The organism is Enterobacter sp. UPMP2052 (assembly GCF_053709675.1).
The window spans coordinates 1,619,505-1,637,176 of the sequence record NZ_JBSKJR010000001.1 but is presented as its reverse complement, the minus strand read 5'-3'; the positions used below and the strand labels follow the sequence as shown (position 1 = coordinate 1,637,176).

At 53.9% G+C, this 17,672-nt stretch carries 20 protein-coding genes and 1 tRNA gene; 12 read left to right on the top strand and 9 right to left on the bottom strand.

What is annotated here, in order from left to right; all coding sequences use genetic code 11:
• Nucleotides 1–188 precede the first annotated feature (188 nt).
• Nucleotides 189–276, bottom strand: a tRNA-Ser gene (locus tag ACWKX3_RS07690).
• A gap of 232 nt (nt 277–508) precedes the next feature.
• Here ACWKX3_RS07690 and ghrA point away from each other — a divergent pair.
• The 4 genes from ghrA to ACWKX3_RS07670 all read left to right on the top strand — a co-directional run bounded on the left by ghrA (nt 509) and on the right by ACWKX3_RS07670 (nt 3,423).
• A complete protein-coding gene (ghrA, locus tag ACWKX3_RS07685; protein WP_058609171.1) occupies nt 509–1,447 on the top strand; it encodes a glyoxylate/hydroxypyruvate reductase GhrA in 939 nt (312 codons plus the stop codon).
• A gap of 84 nt (nt 1,448–1,531) precedes the next feature.
• Nucleotides 1,532–2,269, top strand: coding sequence for a PHP domain-containing protein (locus ACWKX3_RS07680; protein WP_454541545.1), 738 nt, complete (start codon nt 1,532–1,534; stop codon nt 2,267–2,269).
• 20 nt (nt 2,270–2,289) lie between these two features.
• On the top strand, nt 2,290–2,844 hold the full coding sequence (locus ACWKX3_RS07675) for a TorD/DmsD family molecular chaperone (RefSeq protein ID WP_137271919.1): 555 nt from the start codon (nt 2,290–2,292) through the stop codon (nt 2,842–2,844).
• 96 nt (nt 2,845–2,940) lie between these two features.
• On the top strand, nt 2,941–3,423 hold the full coding sequence (locus ACWKX3_RS07670; protein WP_148401647.1) for a DUF1097 domain-containing protein: 483 nt from the start codon (nt 2,941–2,943) through the stop codon (nt 3,421–3,423).
• Between the two features lie 43 nt (nt 3,424–3,466).
• Here the strand turns inward: ACWKX3_RS07670 and csgG are convergent, their stop codons facing one another.
• Genes csgG through csgD form a run of 4 tightly spaced genes read right to left on the bottom strand, consistent with a single transcriptional unit; the run spans nt 3,467 to nt 5,808 of the window.
• Nucleotides 3,467–4,300: a curli production assembly/transport protein CsgG gene (csgG, locus tag ACWKX3_RS07665; RefSeq protein WP_042319504.1), complete on the bottom strand. Its 834-nt coding sequence runs from the start codon at nt 4,298–4,300 to the stop codon at nt 3,467–3,469.
• A 26-nt stretch (nt 4,301–4,326) separates the two neighbouring features.
• A complete protein-coding gene (gene csgF, locus ACWKX3_RS07660) occupies nt 4,327–4,740 on the bottom strand; it encodes a curli production assembly/transport protein CsgF (protein ID WP_042319506.1) in 414 nt (137 codons plus the stop codon).
• Nucleotides 4,741–4,763: 23 nt separating this feature from the next.
• A complete protein-coding gene (gene csgE, locus ACWKX3_RS07655) occupies nt 4,764–5,153 on the bottom strand; it encodes a curli production assembly/transport protein CsgE (protein WP_454541544.1) in 390 nt (129 codons plus the stop codon).
• Nucleotides 5,154–5,157: 4 nt separating this feature from the next.
• Entirely contained in the window at nt 5,158–5,808 is a 651-nt protein-coding gene (gene csgD / locus ACWKX3_RS07650) for a biofilm master transcriptional regulator CsgD (protein ID WP_006174629.1), read from the bottom strand.
• Nucleotides 5,809–6,559: 751 nt separating this feature from the next.
• Here csgD and csgB point away from each other — a divergent pair.
• From csgB to ymdB, 5 genes are all read left to right on the top strand, one after another.
• On the top strand, nt 6,560–7,015 hold the full coding sequence (csgB, locus tag ACWKX3_RS07645) for a curli minor subunit CsgB (protein WP_006174631.1): 456 nt from the start codon (nt 6,560–6,562) through the stop codon (nt 7,013–7,015).
• 41 nt (nt 7,016–7,056) lie between these two features.
• Nucleotides 7,057–7,506 carry a curli major subunit CsgA gene (gene csgA, locus ACWKX3_RS07640; RefSeq protein ID WP_006174632.1) on the top strand — a complete coding sequence of 150 codons (450 nt, stop codon included), beginning with the start codon at nt 7,057–7,059 and terminating at the stop codon, nt 7,504–7,506.
• A gap of 60 nt (nt 7,507–7,566) precedes the next feature.
• Nucleotides 7,567–7,890: a curli assembly chaperone CsgC gene (gene csgC, locus ACWKX3_RS07635; RefSeq protein ID WP_058609166.1), complete on the top strand. Its 324-nt coding sequence runs from the start codon at nt 7,567–7,569 to the stop codon at nt 7,888–7,890.
• A 173-nt stretch (nt 7,891–8,063) separates the two neighbouring features.
• Nucleotides 8,064–8,384, top strand: a complete 321-nt coding sequence (locus tag ACWKX3_RS07630; protein WP_006174634.1) for a fimbrial protein — start codon at nt 8,064–8,066, stop codon at nt 8,382–8,384.
• A gap of 101 nt (nt 8,385–8,485) precedes the next feature.
• Entirely contained in the window at nt 8,486–9,031 is a 546-nt protein-coding gene (gene ymdB / locus ACWKX3_RS07625) for an O-acetyl-ADP-ribose deacetylase (protein ID WP_454541543.1), read from the top strand.
• A 33-nt stretch (nt 9,032–9,064) separates the two neighbouring features.
• Here the strand turns inward: ymdB and mdoC are convergent, their stop codons facing one another.
• Nucleotides 9,065–10,201, bottom strand: a complete 1,137-nt coding sequence (gene mdoC, locus ACWKX3_RS07620) for a glucans biosynthesis protein MdoC (RefSeq protein WP_454541542.1) — start codon at nt 10,199–10,201, stop codon at nt 9,065–9,067.
• Nucleotides 10,202–10,474: 273 nt separating this feature from the next.
• On the opposite strand from mdoC, the gene mdoG reads away from it, so the two are divergent.
• The 3 genes from mdoG (at nt 10,475) to ACWKX3_RS07605 (ending at nt 14,883) form a co-directional block, all read left to right on the top strand.
• Nucleotides 10,475–12,010, top strand: a complete 1,536-nt coding sequence (gene mdoG / locus ACWKX3_RS07615; RefSeq protein ID WP_167519807.1) for a glucans biosynthesis protein MdoG — start codon at nt 10,475–10,477, stop codon at nt 12,008–12,010.
• A complete protein-coding gene (gene mdoH / locus ACWKX3_RS07610) occupies nt 12,003–14,531 on the top strand; it encodes a glucans biosynthesis glucosyltransferase MdoH (protein WP_058609164.1) in 2,529 nt (842 codons plus the stop codon). The genes mdoG and mdoH overlap by 8 nt, the downstream gene beginning before the upstream one ends.
• Nucleotides 14,532–14,655: 124 nt before the next feature.
• Nucleotides 14,656–14,883 carry a YceK/YidQ family lipoprotein gene (locus ACWKX3_RS07605; protein ID WP_006174640.1) on the top strand — a complete coding sequence of 76 codons (228 nt, stop codon included), beginning with the start codon at nt 14,656–14,658 and terminating at the stop codon, nt 14,881–14,883.
• 7 nt (nt 14,884–14,890) lie between these two features.
• Here ACWKX3_RS07605 and ACWKX3_RS07600 read toward each other — a convergent pair whose 3' ends face one another.
• The 3 genes from ACWKX3_RS07600 to ACWKX3_RS07590 all read right to left on the bottom strand — a co-directional run bounded on the left by ACWKX3_RS07600 (nt 14,891) and on the right by ACWKX3_RS07590 (nt 17,650).
• Nucleotides 14,891–15,265 (bottom strand): MysB family protein, encoded by a 375-nt coding sequence (locus ACWKX3_RS07600; RefSeq protein ID WP_006174641.1) that lies wholly within the window; start codon nt 15,263–15,265, stop codon nt 14,891–14,893.
• A gap of 86 nt (nt 15,266–15,351) precedes the next feature.
• Nucleotides 15,352–16,581: a multidrug efflux MFS transporter MdtG gene (gene mdtG / locus ACWKX3_RS07595; RefSeq protein ID WP_088207518.1), complete on the bottom strand. Its 1,230-nt coding sequence runs from the start codon at nt 16,579–16,581 to the stop codon at nt 15,352–15,354.
• Between the two features lie 142 nt (nt 16,582–16,723).
• Nucleotides 16,724–17,650 (bottom strand): Kdo(2)-lipid IV(A) acyltransferase, encoded by a 927-nt coding sequence (locus tag ACWKX3_RS07590; RefSeq protein WP_454541541.1) that lies wholly within the window; start codon nt 17,648–17,650, stop codon nt 16,724–16,726.
• Between the last annotated feature and the right edge of the window lie 22 nt (nt 17,651–17,672).

Sequence of the window (17,672 nt, the reverse complement as noted above, 5' to 3'; positions counted from 1 at the left end):
TTTAAATATGGCGGTGAGCGGGGGATTGACTCGCTGCGCTCGCCCTGCGGGCAGCCTGTTCGCTGCGCGCCCAGTCTGTCCAACGGGCTGCCGCCCGTTGTCGAACCCCGGTCGGGGGTTCTCATCCCCCCGGTAGTGTGCAACATGCAAAAAAAGCCCGCATTTTCATGCGAGCTCTTCTTCAAATATGGCGGTGAGGGGGGGATTCGAACCCCCGATACGTTGCCGTATACACACTTTCCAGGCGTGCTCCTTCAGCCACTCGGACACCTCACCATATTGTCATCCCGTTGTTGTCGGGACGGGCGCTAATGTAAGGAAAAGCCGAACTGCCGTCAACTCACTTTTTCAGTAATGTCGTGCGTTTAGACAAACTTCAGGCAACCTGATTCCTAAATGCACGGAAACCGTCTTTTTTATCAGCAACGCGGATGACGATGAAATTTGTTATGCTGGCAATCCAGTTGAAAATGAAAATAAAACAGCGCAATAAAAGGCAGGAATGACTATGGATATTATTTTCTATCACCCCACTTTTGATACGGCTTACTGGATTAATGCACTTTCAGCGGCGCTGCCGGGCGCACGGGTACGTGAGTGGAAACGCGGTGATAACGACCATGCTGACTATGCGCTGGTCTGGCACCCGCCGGTAGAAATGCTGCAGGGCCGCGAGCTGAAAGCCGTATTTGCCCTGGGCGCTGGCGTGGATTCGATCCTCAGTAAACTGAAAGCCCACCCGGAAATGCTGCCGGAACATATTCCGCTGTTCCGCCTGGAAGACACCGGCATGGGTCAGCAAATGCAGGAGTATGCAGTTAGCCAGGTACTGCACTGGTTCCGCCGTTTTGATGACTATCAGGCGTTGAAACAGCAGGCCCGCTGGGAGCCGCTGTCTGAGTACCCCCGCGAGACCTTCACGATTGGTCTTCTCGGGGCCGGCGTACTGGGATCGAAAGTGGCCGAAGCCCTTGCCCCGTGGGGGTTCCCGCTGCGCTGCTGGAGCCGCAGCCGCAAGGATTATCCGGGGGTAGTCAGCTTTGCAGGAACACAGGAGCTGCCAGCGTTCCTGAAAGACACCCGCGTGTTGATAAACCTGTTGCCAAATACTGCTGAAACCGTGGGCATCATCAACGGCGAACTGCTGAACCAGCTGGCAGACCAGAGCTACGTCATGAACCTCGCGCGCGGCGTTCACCTTGTGGAAGCCGATCTGATTAAAGCTCTGGACAGCGGTAAGCTGAAAGGTGCAATGCTCGATGTCTACAGCCGTGAACCGTTGCCAGAAGAAAGCCCGCTGTGGGCGCATCCGCGGGTGGCGATGACGCCGCACATTGCGGCGGTCACGCGGCCTGCCGAAGCCGTGGCGTACATTTCTCACACCATCAGCGAGATTGAAAAAGGAAAAACCGTCACCGGTCAGGTCGACAGACAGCGTGGATACTGACAGTAACCCGGCGTTGGCCGGGTTTTTGCTAATATTCGCCGCTGATAACTGCTATCCTTTGAAAAAATAGCCGAGGAGAGAAAGATGTATCCCGTTGACCTGCATATGCACACCGTCGCCAGCACTCACGCCTACAGCACCCTTCATGACTACATCGCGCAAGCAAAGCGTAAAGGCATCAAGCTGTTTGCCATTACCGATCACGGTCCTGATATGTCTGATGCACCGCACTACTGGCACTTCGTGAATATGCGTATCTGGCCACGCCTGGTGGATGGCGTCGGGATACTGCGCGGCATCGAAGCGAACATTAAGAATACCGACGGTGAAATTGACTGCACCGGCCCGATGCTGACCTCGCTGGATTTAATTATTGCTGGCTTCCATGAGCCGGTTTTTGCGCCGCAGGACAAAGAGACCAATACCGCGGCGATGATTGCCACCATTGCCAGCGGCAATGTGCATATCATCAGCCATCCGGGAAATCCGAAGTACCCTGTTGATATCGAGGCGGTTGCGCAGGCTGCGGCGAAACACCGCGTGGCGCTGGAGATAAACAACTCCTCTTTCGTTCACTCCCGCAAGGGCAGTGAAGCTAACTGCCGCAACATTGCTGCGGCGGTACGGGATGCTGGCGGCATGGTAGCCCTGGGATCCGATTCACACACGGCGTTTACCCTCGGCGATTTCAGCGAGTGCCTGAAGGTGCTGAATGACGTTGGGTTCCCGGAGGAGCGGATCCTGAACGTCACCCCGCGCCGCATGCTTGATTTTCTGGAATCGCGCGGAATGGCGCCGATCGATGAATTTGTCGACCTTTAATTACGTAACGGAATAAAAAAATGAATGAGTTTTCCATCCTCTGCCGCGTGCTGGGTACGCTCTATTATCGTCAGCCGCAGGATCCGCTGCTGGTTCCGCTCTTCACGCTGATTCGTGAAGGGAAGCTGGCGCAGAACTGGCCGCTGGAACAGGATGCGTTACTGGAGCGGCTGCAGAAGAGCTGCGATATGCAGCAGATTTCAACCGACTTCAATGCCCTGTTTGTGGGCGACGAGTGTCGCGTTTCGCCGTATCGCTCTGCGTGGCAGGAAGGCGCAACGGAAGCGGAAGTGCGCGCCTTTTTATCCGAGCGCGGTATGCCGCTGACGGATACCCCGGCCGACCACATCGGGACGCTGCTGCTGGCGGCCTCCTGGATTGAAGATCATGCGGGCGACGATGAAAATGACGCCATCCAGACCCTGTTTGAAGAATACCTGCTGCCATGGTGTGGCACCTTCCTCGGCAAAGTGGAAGCGCACGCGACATCTCCTTTCTGGCGAACGCTGGCCCCGCTGACCCGTGACGCTATTGCCGCAATGTGGGATGAACTGGAAGAAGAGAGCGAAGAGTGATTTGAATCACATAAGTTCTGCAACGATACATTTCATCTTGCACATAATGTGCTCATGATCGCATTTTCATGGCGCGCTTCTGCTAATATGCGCGCCATGAACATATTACTCTGCATTGCACTTACAACAGGCATTCTCTCCGGGCTGTGGGGATGGGTGGCCGTGTCTCTCGGTTTGCTGAGCTGGGCCGGTTTCCTGGGCTGCACTGCCTATTTCGCCTGCCCTCAGGGCGGCCTGAAAGGGCTGTTTATCTCTGGCTGTACGTTGATGAGCGGCGTTGTCTGGGCGATGGTGATCATGAAGGGCAGCGCGCTGGCACCGCACCTAGAGATTCTGGGGTATGTCATGACGGGCGTGGTGGCCTTTTTGATGTGCATTCAGGCGAAACATCTTCTGCTGTCGTTTGTCCCGGGTACCTTTATGGGCGCTTGCGCAACTTTTGCAGGGCAGGGTGACTGGCAGCTGGTGGTGCCATCGCTGGTGCTGGGCTTACTGTTTGGTTATGCGATGAAAAACAGCGGCCTCTGGCTGGCTGCCCGGCGGGAGCGAACGCAAAACGCCACGGCACTCAGTGAATAAAAAAAGGCGAGATAACGTTCTCGCCTTTTTTATGCGCGTCGGATCAGGATTCCGGCGGAACGGACATTTCGCGGTATTTTACCAGAACCGGGTTTTTCGCTTCGGCCTTGTTCTGCAGATCCCACAGTCCGCGGTCGATCCCGTCGTTAATCAGGAAGATAACCCCCGTTTCGATGGCGGACATCAGACACATCATCACCGGTTCGTTAGAGGTATAGCCAATTTCACCCTCAAGCAAGCGCTGGTAGTCGATGAAGCGGAACACCCCAGCCTGCACCTCATACGAGAGGATGGTTTTGCTGGTGGTGACCGACGACAGCACCTCCCCGGTGCTGACATTGACCACGCGCAGGTTCACCGCTATTTGATCAAGTTGATACTGGGTATCTGCCCCAATACCAAAATAGCGCGCACCCACGCCGCCGGATTTAACGTTGCTTTCATAACCGATTATCGAGCCTTCGATCATGACGTTGGCCGCCGCCAGCGATTGCAGCGGCATACGGTTGTTATTCGCCACGGTGCCATTTTCCTGCGCGGCACGAATGATTTTACGCTCGTTCAGCAGGTTCTGTAGCCCCTGACGTTCCAGCGGAATAAACCAGCGTGAATCCTTCAGAGCGGTGACCAGCATCGCGGTGGCGCTTTGCGGCACAGCCGTAGAGAAGTTACTGGCCGGATAAGGCTTAAACTGTCCCGTTTCATCCTGAATATTGTAAACCGAGACGAATATCTTTCCGGTAGGCGACGGGAGATGCGTTAAATCACGGTAGCTTTGGGCCCGAGGCATTAATGTCGGTTTTGCACCTTCTTTTGGCGGAGCAGTTAAACATCCGCTTAATAAGCACACTGCAACAATTAACAGGAAGCGCTGCATGGTCATTGTCCTTATTTCGTGGTTGTTTAGAAATCAGCGGCGTTATTTTGTAAACCGGACACCTGAATGGTGGATGTTTTCCCCGTTTTACGATCAGTCACATTGAGCTGAAGCTGTCCGTCTTTATTGGCTATATCGACAATAAAGTCATTCGTCACCATTCGCCCGGGTTTACCGGTATTAATATTGGTGAGTAAGCCGCCTAAAATCTGCGACTGAATCGCCTGGGTGAAGTTGTCCAGCGCAGAGGGCGTGTCAACGCTGTAGTCCTCATAGCTGGGGTCTTTGTACGAGTTTTGAGCCTGAGCTTCGTTGAGCAGAAATGCCCCGTTGTTAGGGTTGCCACCAAAGTTAGGGTTACGAAACTGGAACGTCATATTCCCGGCCCAGCTTACAGGTGTAATAAGCATTAACGAAACCACTGCATATGCAATACGCATGACAGCCTCCGAATATTGGGTGACTAGAATTCGTCTTTTGCTAAATCGCGGGTGCTTAATAGCGCTTTATCTATTTGCAGGCGATTAATAGCGTCTTCAGTATGTGCCAGTGCTAAGTCAACGTTTTTATCGAAGTCTATTTTGGTGGGGAATAAAAATGTCTGGTAAATAACGTCCTGATTGGCCGTTATGGTTATCCAGCTTCCCCATCGCGCACTGGGCCGTTCGTTAATCGTGATATTTCCAGGATACGACGTGTCCCATTTATCGCTAAAAGCACGGTAAAAATTGTGCCCGACGGACGAGACGGTGTGGTCAGTTAACAGCCCGGGAACTTCAACCTCTACGGCCTGGAGTTTCCCGGCAGCGAGCAGAATGCCCGCTGCGGCAATCCAACTCAACGTGCGTTTCATGTTATTAACGCCTGAGGTTATCGTTTGCCCATGACACCGCCTGGGTCCGGTTTTTAACGGCTATCTTCTTGAAAAGATTATAAAGATGCGTCTTTACGGTATTTTCGCTGATAAATAACGAACGGGCGATTTCAATATTGGAGGCGCCTATGCGCAACTTGTTGAGGATCTCTTTCTCACGGTGAGTGAGAAGGGCAGATTCTGAACTGTTGTAGCGATAGTTTCCGGAATGGGTGATGAGATAGCTGGCAAGCTTCTGCGAAAAATAACATTCACCGCGCAATATCCCCTGCAACCCTTCAACGACACGGCCTTCCTCTTCAGTGACGTAAAAAACGCCATTGATATGCGGCCAGCTTTCAATGTCTCTGAACGGATACTCATCAGGGGTATTCAATAACAGCACACGGATATTATTGTTTTTCCTGCTTAAGTTATCTTGCCAGTAATGGATAAGCTTTTTATCCGCTTCCATCATATCAAGAAGAATGATGCTGCCTGAGGCAATATCATCAAAAGAGCGTTGAATATTGTGCAGTTTACCGTTCAGTGCGAGCGATTGCTTTAAATGTTGTAATAAGGCGGTCGCTTGTAAAGAAGGCTTTGTGATCAACAGTAACGTATGACCCTGTAAACTATGGACTTCATTAAACATGATGAAACCCCACTTTTTAGGACACCTGGCAGCTGCCCTCTTAATTAAAAGAGGGCACCAGAAGTACTGACAGATGTTGCACTGCTGTGTGTAAAATCAGACCATAACCTCCAGCAGGAGGTAAATATAAAACGAATTGCTTACTTCTGATTTCAATCTAGCTATTACGAATTTTAAAGCAAGTGTTAATGGTGTAACAAGATGTAAAAATCAATATTAATTTGTGAAATACTAGGCGGAGAATTGTGAGGATTTGATAGGAAAGTTGTACAGAGTAATAATTATGGACAGTTTTTAAAAATCATACAAATAAATGTATCACCATGATTTTAAAGCGATATATTTATTGTTCCTCGCTGCTGTTAAGGTATGACTCAGCAAAAAAATCTACGCCTGAAAAATCCATGGGAATCATCTTAAGAAAACACGATTTGTGTCACGGCATGAACAAGATGTTGTTAAGCGAAACGGTAAACAGGCTCTGGATAAGGCGCGGCAGCGCGTTCTCCGGTGTGATGCAGGGCTTAACGGCGTCGCAGAATAAAAACTCACATTATCTGAACGCAGCGCTTTTTTGGCCTTATTTAATACTTTGAGGTGATGCCCTAAATAAAAATAAGCCGCGCGGGTGAGATATTTAAAATGTTTCGGCGGACATACTCATCACCGTAACGACGCGTTAACAAAATGATGAATGAGTTAACACGAGGTCACATAACTGTTGATATATAGCCAGGTCCAGGGTGACAACATGAAAAACAGCTCGTTATTTATGATGTTTACATTACTGGGAGTGCCTGGGTTTGTCACCGCGGCAGGTTCAGATTTAGCACATGCTGAATATAACTTCGCGGTGAATGAATTAAGTCGTTCCTCATTAAATCAGGCAGCCATTATTGGTCAGCAGGGCGTAAATAATGACGCTCAGGTTCGGCAGGGCGGTTCTAAATTACTGTCTGTTGTCTCCCAGGAGGGGACAGGAAACCGAGCGAGAGTTGATCAATCAGGGACTTATAACTTTGCCTATATCGCGCAGAGTGGCAGTTCGAACGATGCGAGTATTACGCAAGGGGCATTTGGTAACACGGCGATGATTATCCAAAAAGGCTCGGGTAATAAAGCCAATATTACGCAGTACGGTACGCAGAAAACCGCAGTTGTAGTGCAAAGACAGTCGCAAATGGCCATTCGCGTTATTCAACGCTAGCTGTTTCGCGGCGACTTTAATCAATCCGATGGGGGTTTACCATGAAATTTATCAAAGTGGCAGCACTTGCAGCAATCGTCGTTTCAGGTAGTGCTATGGCAGGTCTTATTAATCAAGGCGGCTGGGGTCATGGTGGCGGTCATAATAATAATGGTCCTGATTCAACCCTGAGCATTTACCAGTACGGCGGCGGTAACTCAGCTCTTGCACTGCAATCAGACGCCCGGGATTCCTCCCTGAGCATCAGCCAGAGCGGTGGCGGTAACGGCGCGGATGTCGGACAAGGTTCCGATGACAGCACCATTACCCTGACCCAGAACGGTTTCGGTAACAGCGCAACGCTCGATCAGTGGAATGGTAAAGACTCCACAATGACCGTGAGCCAGTTTGGTGGTGGTAACGGTGCGGCGGTTGATCAAACGGCTTCCGGCTCTACTGTGACTGTTCAGCAGGTTGGCTTCGGTAACAACGCGACAGCGCATCAGTATTAAGACAAACTTCAGTTCGACATAAAACAGGGCCTGCGCCCTGTTTTTTTTCGGGAGTTCATCATGCATACCTTAGTCCTCCTTGCTGCGCTCTCCAGCCAAATTACCTTCAAAACCTCGCAAGAGGGCGAGATGACCACCATCATTCCGCAGGTCACCCTGACGCACGCCTGTCTTTGTCAGGTACATATTGATTTTAGCCGCCATGGACTGGGGGGCAACAGCACCTCGACGCAGCGAAATACCTTAAATATTCCCGCCAATCAGCCGATAGATCTTTCACGCCTGAGCGTTAATATTCACGCCCTCGACTCGGTAACGCTTGTAGTTACTGTCTCCGACGGCGAATCGTTACATTTAACGCAACGCTGGCCGTCCTCTGAGTGATGACGTCATAATATTCATCAAATCAATAATTTGTGTGAGATGGCGCCACCCGGGAGTTATTACTATGATCATGAGAGCGGCGCTACGTGGCCGCAAGGGATCAGAGTGACGTTTTGGCTGTACCAAGGAACATATCAACCCCTCAAGGACGATTTATCATTGAGGAGCTACTGATGGCTGCGTCCATTTCCCGATTCATCTCTGGCATTGCTTTTATCTGTACCGCTGCGCTAACTCCCGCGATGGCGGCCACCACGGCGCAGGGCGGCGTGATCCACTTCCGCGGGCAGATCGTGGAAGACCCTTGCGTGGTAAACCCTCAACATCAGAAATTTGCGTTAACCTGCCCTCAAAACGGGCGGATGCAAACAACGCACATCAGTTATCAGGATGCCCTGGATGGACATCATACGTCTGCAAATACGGTGCAGGTCAGCATGAAGTACCTGGATCCAGAGAAGAAATTAGCGGTCGTTGAACTCGACTACCGTTGAGTCTTTCTTGCCCCGTCTCAGGCCGGGGGCCATTCAAATCCCTTTTTCATTGAATTCCCTCTGCTATACACTGAACCGAAAGGTGGAGAGCAGGGGGAAATATGAAACCACAAATAGAGATCGTCCAGGGCGATATCACCACGCTACGGGTTGACGTGATCGTCAACGCGGCAAATCCATCGTTAATGGGGGGCGGGGGTATTGATGGTGCCATCCATCGGGCTGCCGGACCGCAGCTGCTTGAAGCCTGTAAGGTGGTGCGCCAGCAGCAGGGCGAGTGCCCGCCGGGGCATGCTGTCATTACGCTCGCGGGCGATTTGAACGCCAAAGCCGTCATCCACGCCGTGGGGCCTGTCTGGCACGGTGGAGACCGTAACGAGGCCAGCATACTGGAAGAGACCTACCGTAACTGCCTGCGCCTCGCGGCTGACAATGGCTATAACACCATGGCATTTCCGGCCATCAGTACGGGCGTGTACGGCTATCCGAAAGCCGAGGCCGCCAGGATAGCCGTAAACACGGTTTATCACTATCTCTCGCTCAAGCCTGTGCCGGAGAAGGTCATTTTTGTCTGTTTTGATGAAGAGACGGCGCGTCTGTATGAGCAGATGCTGATCCAGCGCGAGCAGGAGTTAGGTATCGGATAAAAAAAGCGGCGCCAGATGGGCGCCGCTCTGCTATCAGGCTTTAACCTGCGGTTTGCCGGAGAAGAGGAAACGCAACAGCGGGATCCGCAGGTGGATCTCGTACAGCACAATCGCAATCCCAATCACAAAGACCAGCCCGGTAAAGAAGCCCACCGTATTCGAGGCAATGTGCGGGGTGATAAACGCCCCGAAGAACAGCGTTAACGGGTGATGCACCAGATAAATAAACAGTGACGCATTGACGAAGTAGGTAACGCGGCTGGATTTAAAATTCAGCAGGCGATGGCCCAGAGCGAACACCACGTTCACCATCCACAGCCCCATGAGCGTGGTAATCACGCTCTCGGTTTCATACATCCACGCGTCGTCGCTGCCGTAGCGTTGGTTCAGCAGATAGGCTGCAAACGCCAGCGCCGCGCCCGCCGCACACCACGGAGAAGGGGTCGTGAAGAGCGATTTCAGCTGCGGATAGACAAACGCCAGCGCCCCAATCAGGAAGAAGGGGAGGTAGAACAGCGTTTGCATAACGACGAAATTAAACAGCCCGTCGCTCAGAATCGGTGGGTAGACGATAAACAACGTGCGTCTGATGGCGGCATAGATTATGCCCAGCACCAGAAAGAGCAGCGACAGTTTGCCGAGGGTAATGTTGGCAAAGAACGCATCGGATTTTTCGCTGACGTGGCGGCGCAGCCGGGAAAAGAGCACCAGACTCACCGTAGTGAGCACGACCAGCACCAGCAGGAACCAGAGGTGAGAAACTAGTTCCCAGACCAGGGTGTTGTACTTTTCATACAGCGAAAGCGTAGGCCAGTTTGCCGCCTTACCGTTGACATACTGCAGCATAATAAATTGCGGCAGCGTAAGCAGGGGAATGGCGGTTAACATCGGGATGCCCACGCGCTCCACGCGCACCTTCCACCAGCGCTTAAGCGGATAGCGCAGGAAAAGCATGTAGGAGAAGTAGCCCGAGATGACGAAAAACACCTGCATACGGAAGGCGTGAATAAAGTCATTGAACAGCGTAAGCCACCAGGAAGGCGCAAGACTGTTAACGTGCCAGGTGTGGCTCGAGTAAATCAGTGAAATATGGAACGGGATCCCTAAGAGCATCAACCATGCCCGGATCGAGTCGAGGAAATATTCGCGTTGTACGGGTGTTGTGCTCATATAACTTTGTGCATTCTCAGACTTTTCGCCTTATCCCTAAGACTCATAATGGTTACATTCGGAGCCAACCCTACACCAAGACCGACACCCTGTCTCCAGGATAAGCACGCAAAGTGAAAAGCGGGTTCTTTCATTTGCTTAATCCATGAGCCAGCGAGCTGAACAAAGCAGTGATAATGTTGTCGGATTGCCTGAGTTTCCATTAAAATGGATCGGATCGATATAAGCACACAAAGGGGGAAGTGCTTACTTATTATGAAACATAAACAACAAATGATGAAAATGCGTTGGTTGGGTGCTGCAGTGGTGTTATCACTGTATACCTCATCGGCTCTGGCCTTTAACATCGATGACGTCGCAAAACAGGCAAAATCGATGGCGGGGAAGAGCTACGAAGCGCCGAAAAGTAACTTGCCCTCCGTTTTCCGCGACATGAAATACGCGGACTATCAGCAGATCCAGTTCAACCATGACAAAGCGTACTGGAACAACATTAAAACCCCGTTCAAGCTTGAGTTTTATCACCAGGGTATGTATTTCGACACCCCTGTTGCCATCAATGAAGTGACGGCGACCGCGGTCCGTAAAATCAAGTACAGCCCGGATTATTTCAATTTTGGCGACGTACAGCACGACAAAGACACGGTGAAAGACCTCGGCTTCGCAGGCTTCAAGGTGCTTTACCCGATCAACAGCAAAGATAAAAACGACGAAATCGTCAGCATGCTGGGCGCCAGCTACTTCCGCGTGATTGGCGCAGGGCAGGTGTACGGGCTTTCCGCGCGTGGCCTGGCCATTGATACGGCATTGCCATCCGGTGAAGAGTTCCCGCGTTTTCGCGAGTTCTGGATCGAACGTCCTAAACCTACGGACAAACGTCTGACGATTTATGCGCTGCTGGACTCCCCTCGTGCGACCGGCGCTTATCGCTTCGTGATCATGCCGGGCCGTGACACGGTTGTTGACGTGCAGTCCAAAGTGTACCTGCGCGATAAAGTAGGCAAGCTGGGCGTGGCACCGCTGACCAGCATGTTCCTGTTCGGCCCTAACCAGCCGTCTCCGGCAACCAACTTCCGCCCTGAGCTGCACGACTCCAACGGTCTCTCCATCCATGCCGGTAACGGCGAATGGATCTGGCGTCCGCTGAACAACCCGAAACATCTGGCCGTCAGCAGTTTCGCTATGGAAAACCCGCAGGGCTTCGGTCTGCTGCAGCGTGGCCGTCAGTTCTCTCGCTTTGAGGATCTGGACGACCGTTACGACCTGCGCCCAAGCGCCTGGGTAACGCCGAAAGGTGACTGGGGCAAAGGCAAAGTCGAGCTGGTTGAAATTCCAACCAACGATGAAACCAACGACAACATCGTCGCTTACTGGACGCCGGATCAGCTGCCGGAAGCCGGTAAAGAGATGAACTTCAAGTACGCGATTACCTTCAGCCGTGACGAAGATAAACTGCACGCGCCGGACAATGCGTATGTGATGCAGACGCGTCGCTCTACGGGCGATGTGAAGCAATCTAACCTTATCCGTCAGCCGGACGGCACCGTCGCGTTTGTGGTGGATTTCACCGGCCAGGACATGAAAAAACTGTCCCCGGATACCGCAGTGACCGCCCAGGCCAGCATCGGTGATAACGGTGAGATTGTGGAAAATGCTGTGCGTTATAACCCGGTAACCAAAGGGTGGCGTTTAACCCTGCGTGTGAAAGTGAAAGATCCGAAACAGACCACTGAAATGCGTGCTGCGCTGGTCAGTGAAGATCAGCCACTGAGCGAAACCTGGAGCTATCAGCTACCTGCCAATGAATAATACAACTGAATATATTGATGCGATGCCGCTGACGGATATTGAAAAAGCGGCACTGCCCAGGAGCGACATTCAGGCGGTGCATGCCGCCCTGGATGGTGAACATCGTCACTTTACCCGTGAGGATGATTCACCGCTCGGGTCAGTCAAAATGCGTCTGGAGCGTACGTGGCCGGACTCGCTGGCAGAAGGGCAGCTGATTAAGGACGATGAAGGGCGCGACCAGCTTCAGGCAATGCCGAAAGCAACGCGTTCCTCGATGTTCCCCGATCCCTGGCGCACCAACCCGGTGGGCCGCTTCTGGGATCGCCTGCGCGGGCGTGAAGTTACGCCGCGCTATCTGTCCCGTTTGACCAAAGAAGAGCAGGCCTCTGAGCAGAAATGGCGTACCGTGGGTACGCTGCGTCGCTATACCTTGCTGCTGCTGACGCTGGCGCAGACGGTCGTTGCGACGTGGTACATGAAGACGATCCTGCCTTATCAGGGCTGGGCGCTGATTAACCCTGCTGACATGATAGGCCAGGATATCTGGGTCTCCTTTATGCAGCTGCTGCCGTATATTCTGCAGAGCGGCATCCTCCTGCTGTTCGCCGTGCTGTTCTGCTGGGTATCGGCCGGGTTCTGGACCGCGCTGATGGGCTTCCTGCAGCTGCTGATGGGCCGCGACAAATACAGCATTTCCGCGTCGACGGTCGGGGATGAACCCCTGAATCCCGAGCATCGTACCGCGTTGATTATGCCTATCTGTAACGAGGACGTTGACCGCGTATTCGCGGGTCTTCGCGCCACCTGGGAGTCCGTTAAGGCGACCGGCAACGCGGCGCATTTCGACGTCTACATTCTTAGCGACAGCTATAACCCCGATATCTGCGTGGCAGAGCAAAAAGCCTGGATGGAGCTGATTGCGGAAGTGCAGGGCGAAGGGCAGATCTTCTATCGCCGTCGTCGTCGTCGCGTGAAGCGTAAAAGCGGTAACATCGATGACTTCTGCCGTCGCTGGGGCAACCAGTACAGCTACATGGTGGTTCTGGATGCTGACTCGGTGATGAGCGGCGACTGTCTGAGCGGCCTGGTTCGCCTGATGGAAGCTAACCCGAATGCCGGGATTATTCAGTCCTCGCCAAAAGCGTCCGGAATGGACACGCTGTACGCACGCTGTCAGCAGTTTGCGACGCGCGTTTACGGGCCGCTGTTTACCGCGGGTCTGCACTTCTGGCAGCTGGGTGAATCCCACTACTGGGGTCACAACGCCATTATCCGCGTGAAGCCGTTTATCGAGCACTGTGCGCTTGCGCCGCTGCCGGGCGAAGGCTCCTTCGCAGGCTCTATCCTGTCGCATGACTTTGTTGAAGCCGCGCTGATGCGCCGTGCAGGGTGGGGCGTCTGGATCGCCTACGATCTGCCAGGCTCCTACGAAGAATTGCCGCCGAACCTGCTGGATGAACTGAAGCGTGACCGCCGCTGGTGTCACGGTAACCTGATGAACTTCCGCCTGTTCCTGGTGAAAGGGATGCACCCGGTTCACCGTGCGGTCTTCCTGACGGGCGTGATGTCTTATCTGTCTGCACCGCTGTGGTTTATGTTCCTGGCGCTGTCGACGGCGTTGCAGGTTGTCCACGCGCTGACGGAACCGCAATACTTCCTGCAACCGCGCCAGCTGTTCCCGGTCTGGCCGCAGTGGCGTCCGGAACTGGCGATTGCGCTGTTTGCGTCGACCATGGTGCTGCTGTTCCTGCCAAAACTGCTCAGTATTGTGCTGATCTGGTGTAAAGGCTCTAAAGAGTACGGTGGTTTCTGCCGCGTGACGCTGTCGCTGCTGCTGGAAGTGCTGTTCTCCGTCCTGCTGGCACCAGTACGTATGCTCTTCCACACCGTATTTGTGGTGAGCGCGTTCCTGGGCTGGGAAGTGGTCTGGAACTCGCCGCAGCGTGACGATGACTCCACGCCGTGGAGCGAAGCCTTTATGCGTCACGGTTCGCAGCTGCTGCTGGGGCTGGTGTGGGCGGCCGGGATGGCGTGGCTGGATCTGCGTTTCCTGTTCTGGCTGGCTCCGATTGTCTTCTCCCTGATCCTGTCGCCGTTTGTGTCGGTGATCTCCAGCCGCTCAACGGTTGGCCTGCGCACTAAACGCTGGAAGCTGTTCCTGATCCCGGAAGAGTATTCCCCGCCGCAGGTGCTGGTGGATACCGACCGTTATCTCGAGCTGAACCGCAGCCGCTCGCTGGCAGATGGCTTTATGCACGCGGTGTTTAACCCGTCGTTTAACGCCCTGGCCACCGCAATGGCTACCGCGCGTCACCGTGCCAGCCATGTACTGGAGATTGCCCGCGATCGTCACGTTGAGCAGGCGCTGAACGAGACGCCGGAGAAACTCAACCGCGACCGTCGTCTGGTGCTGCTGAGCGATCCGGTAACAATGGCGCGCCTGCACTACCGCGTCTGGTCTGCGCCGGAGAGATACTCGTCGTGGGTGAGCCACTACAATGAGCTGAAACTGAATCCGCTGGCACTGAAGGCGAAGTAACGCTTCTTTGCCCGGCGGCGCGACGCTTGCACGGGCCTACACATAAACGTAGGGCGGGTAAGCGAAGCGTCACCCACTAAATAAAATACCGGCTTAATCGCCGGTATTTTTTATGAGGTAAGGCATGAAAATAATCGCAGTGGTGGTCATGGCGATGCTGCTCAGTGGCTGCGGCAGCATCATCAGCCGTACCATTCCTGGGCAGGGCCACGGGAATCAGTATTACCCTGGCGTCCAGTGGGATGTTCGCGACTCAGCGTGGCGTTACCTTACGGTGCTCGATCTGCCGTTCTCGCTGATCTTCGACACGCTGCTGCTGCCCATTGACGCCAGTCACGGCCCGTACGAATAAGCGTTAATTAACGCTCGTCCCACTCATCCGCTGCGGCCTGGCCCTCTTCGGTATCCAGCGGCGGTTCGAGCTGAAACTCACCTTCATCCCATTCGTGCAGCGTATTCTCTTCAAGCCACTCCTGACGCAGTTCGATTTCATCGTAGTCGCCGTCAAAGACAGCCTGCGCACCTTCACCACTCAACACCGGCAAACATTCTCCGTCCTGGCCATCATCGGCAAAGAACTCGGCCTGCCACATAATATCGCCATCCTGCAGCACATATTTTTGAATGTTGAGCTGTTGCACGTCAGCATCTTCTTCCTCAAGGCCGGGTTTATCGGCGAGGAACTCTTCGCGAGCGGCATCAATAGCTTCTTCCAGCGTGGCGTACATGGTCATCGGTGTCTCCCTGTTTTTCGATAAGGTATTCAGGGAAAGAATAGCTGAATATGAGATTTTGCAAGTATGAAAGCGCAAATAAGCCGTCACGCTTCTGACTTCTTCACGGGTGTGCGTAACGCCCGTGAAAGGCTAAACCACGAGTACACGGCGTTAAACAGCACGACGCATGCCGTCACGATAAAGACGGTACGGAATCCGAAAGTGGCAGAGACTCCCGCGCCGACAAGCGGCCCGGTGACGTTACCGATATCGCGAAATGACTGGTTGTAGCTGAATATCCGCCCGGAAATTTGGTTGGTGGAGTTATAGACCAGCAGGGTTTGTACCGCGGGAAGCAATGCGCCATCCGCCGCGCCCAGTAAAAAGCGCAGTACCCCCAGCTGCCACGGGGACTGTACCATCGACATCGGGATCAGCAGCAGGACAGAAATCACCAGGGCGCAGATCAGGATCTTCTCCGGGCCAACCCGATCGCCCAGCTTGCCAAGCCGCGGCGCGCTCAGAAGCGCTGCCACGCCAGGGACCGAGGCGATAAGCCCGCTGATAAACGCGATATTACTGACATTTCCGGCAAGTTCACGCACGTAGAGCGTGAGGATGGGGGCGATCGATCCGGTTGCCACCTGGATAATCATGGTGGTGACGAACAGGCTCAACACCAGCCTGGGGTTTTTTAACGACCCCAGCACATCCCGGGCGTGGAGCATCTCTTTTTTGGGCACGGGGGTGAAGTTTTCGCGAATACAGGCAAGCGTAACGATAAAGCAGAGGAACAGGACGCTGGCGGTAATAAAGAATACCGGACGCAGGCCGTAGGTGTCCGCCAGCAGACCGCCCGCAAGCGGCCCCAGCAGTGCGCCGCTCACGCCGCCGGTCGACAGCGTACCTAACGCCCAGCCGCTTTTATGGCGGGGGATCTGTGTGGCAATCAACGCATTGGCATTCGGGACAAAGCCGCCCAGCAGGCCAAGCAAGGCGCGTAATATCAGGAACTGCCAGACGTTCTGCGCCACCCCCATCAGCAGCATAATGATGGCCATCCCAAGCGCGGAGCGCAGCAGCATGATTTTTCGCCCCTTACGGTCGGCAAGACCGCCCCAGAACGGCGAGGCAATGGCGGAGAACAGGAAGGTGATACTGAATACCAGCCCGGACCACATATTGAGCTCGCTGTGGCCCGTCACGCCCAGCTGCTCAACGTAAAGGGGGAGGAAAGGCATCACGAGGCTAAAGGCCGCACCGGTAAGAAAACAGCCAAACCAGGCAACCGCGAGGTTACGTTTCCAGTTTATGGGGGCATCTGAGGGTGACATAACGTTCCGCATGATGAGGTGCAGCGCACCGTGAGCAGTAGGGTAATAAGCCTGCTAATTATGCGCCTGGGTTAGGGTTGTCGCAATGTCGGGGAGCGTTTAAAGCTAAAACAGGTGCGGCCAGAGGCTGGCCGCATCAGCATTAATAGCGAGAAGGTACGCCTTCGGGGCGCGTTTTAAAGCGGCGGTGCAGCCACATGTACTGCTCCGGGGCGAGCATGATGCACTTCTCGACGACGCCGTTCATCCAGCGAGCGGTGGTTTCCGCGTCGTCCAGCGGGGGGGGCATTTCTGGCTCCAGCATGATCAGCTGATAGCCTGAACCGTCCGGTTTGCGGCGGGGCACAAACGGAACAATTGCCGCTTTCGACATTCGCGCCAACATCCAGGTACCGCTGGTGGTTGCAGCCTGCTCAACGGCGAAAAAGGGAACGAACACGCTGGCTTGACGACCGTAGTCGTGGTCGGGGGCATACCAGATCACTTCGCCTGCTTTTAAGGCGCGGATCATGCCTTTGAGATCTTTCCGGTCAATCATGCTTTTATTGGAACGCATGCGGCCCCAGGTCTGGAGCAGATCAATCACCGGGTTATCGTTCGGACGGTATACGCCAATGCCCGGTGCCTGCATACCAAACATGCGCGCACCAATCTCGAGGGTCAGGAAGTGGATGCCGATCAGCAGCACGCCGGTCTGATTAGCCTGAAGGGTATGAACCGGTTCCATGCCGGTGCCGGCCACTTCCGTCCAGCGCGCCATGCGTTTATCGGACCAGAACCACGCCATGCCCGTCTCCATCAGGCCCATGCCGACGGATTCGAAATTCTTCACGACCATCTCATGACGTTCGGCTTCGCTCATCTGCGGGAAACACAGTTCCAGGTTGCGCCAGGCGATCCGCGCGCGGCGTTTCATCAGATGCCGGGCGAGATGCCCCAGCCCTTTACCCAAACGGAAAATGACAGGATAAGGAAGTTGTACGATAAGCCACAACAAGCCAATGCCTAGCCAGGTTAACCAATAACGGGGGTGTAGGAGGGCGGCAGTAAATTTGGGTAACTGGGTCATGTCTGTCCTGTGTTCTAACGTC

What these genes read in the sequence shown, in the direction of transcription:
- csgG (WP_042319504.1), bottom strand. Translation starts at nt 4,300, where the DNA reads ATGCAGCGCTTCCTGTTAATTGTTGCAGTGTGCTTATTAAGCGGATGT.
- ACWKX3_RS07675 (WP_137271919.1), top strand. Translation starts at nt 2,290, where the DNA reads ATGAATGAGTTTTCCATCCTCTGCCGCGTGCTGGGTACGCTCTATTAT.
- ghrA (WP_058609171.1), top strand. Translation starts at nt 509, where the DNA reads ATGGATATTATTTTCTATCACCCCACTTTTGATACGGCTTACTGGATT.
- csgC (WP_058609166.1), top strand. Translation starts at nt 7,567, where the DNA reads ATGCATACCTTAGTCCTCCTTGCTGCGCTCTCCAGCCAAATTACCTTC.
- ACWKX3_RS07670 (WP_148401647.1), top strand. Translation starts at nt 2,941, where the DNA reads ATGAACATATTACTCTGCATTGCACTTACAACAGGCATTCTCTCCGGG.
- csgE (WP_454541544.1), bottom strand. Translation starts at nt 5,153, where the DNA reads ATGAAACGCACGTTGAGTTGGATTGCCGCAGCGGGCATTCTGCTCGCT.
- mdoG (WP_167519807.1), top strand. Translation starts at nt 10,475, where the DNA reads ATGATGAAAATGCGTTGGTTGGGTGCTGCAGTGGTGTTATCACTGTAT.
- ACWKX3_RS07600 (WP_006174641.1), bottom strand. Translation starts at nt 15,265, where the DNA reads ATGACCATGTACGCCACGCTGGAAGAAGCTATTGATGCCGCTCGCGAA.
- csgF (WP_042319506.1), bottom strand. Translation starts at nt 4,740, where the DNA reads ATGCGTATTGCATATGCAGTGGTTTCGTTAATGCTTATTACACCTGTA.
- mdoC (WP_454541542.1), bottom strand. Translation starts at nt 10,201, where the DNA reads ATGAGCACAACACCCGTACAACGCGAATATTTCCTCGACTCGATCCGG.
- ACWKX3_RS07590 (WP_454541541.1), bottom strand. Translation starts at nt 17,650, where the DNA reads ATGACCCAGTTACCCAAATTTACTGCCGCCCTCCTACACCCCCGTTAT.
- mdtG (WP_088207518.1), bottom strand. Translation starts at nt 16,581, where the DNA reads ATGTCACCCTCAGATGCCCCCATAAACTGGAAACGTAACCTCGCGGTT.
- ACWKX3_RS07630 (WP_006174634.1), top strand. Translation starts at nt 8,064, where the DNA reads ATGGCTGCGTCCATTTCCCGATTCATCTCTGGCATTGCTTTTATCTGT.
- ACWKX3_RS07680 (WP_454541545.1), top strand. Translation starts at nt 1,532, where the DNA reads ATGTATCCCGTTGACCTGCATATGCACACCGTCGCCAGCACTCACGCC.
- csgD (WP_006174629.1), bottom strand. Translation starts at nt 5,808, where the DNA reads ATGTTTAATGAAGTCCATAGTTTACAGGGTCATACGTTACTGTTGATC.
- ymdB (WP_454541543.1), top strand. Translation starts at nt 8,486, where the DNA reads ATGAAACCACAAATAGAGATCGTCCAGGGCGATATCACCACGCTACGG.
- mdoH (WP_058609164.1), top strand. Translation starts at nt 12,003, where the DNA reads ATGAATAATACAACTGAATATATTGATGCGATGCCGCTGACGGATATT.
- csgB (WP_006174631.1), top strand. Translation starts at nt 6,560, where the DNA reads ATGAAAAACAGCTCGTTATTTATGATGTTTACATTACTGGGAGTGCCT.
- ACWKX3_RS07605 (WP_006174640.1), top strand. Translation starts at nt 14,656, where the DNA reads ATGAAAATAATCGCAGTGGTGGTCATGGCGATGCTGCTCAGTGGCTGC.
- csgA (WP_006174632.1), top strand. Translation starts at nt 7,057, where the DNA reads ATGAAATTTATCAAAGTGGCAGCACTTGCAGCAATCGTCGTTTCAGGT.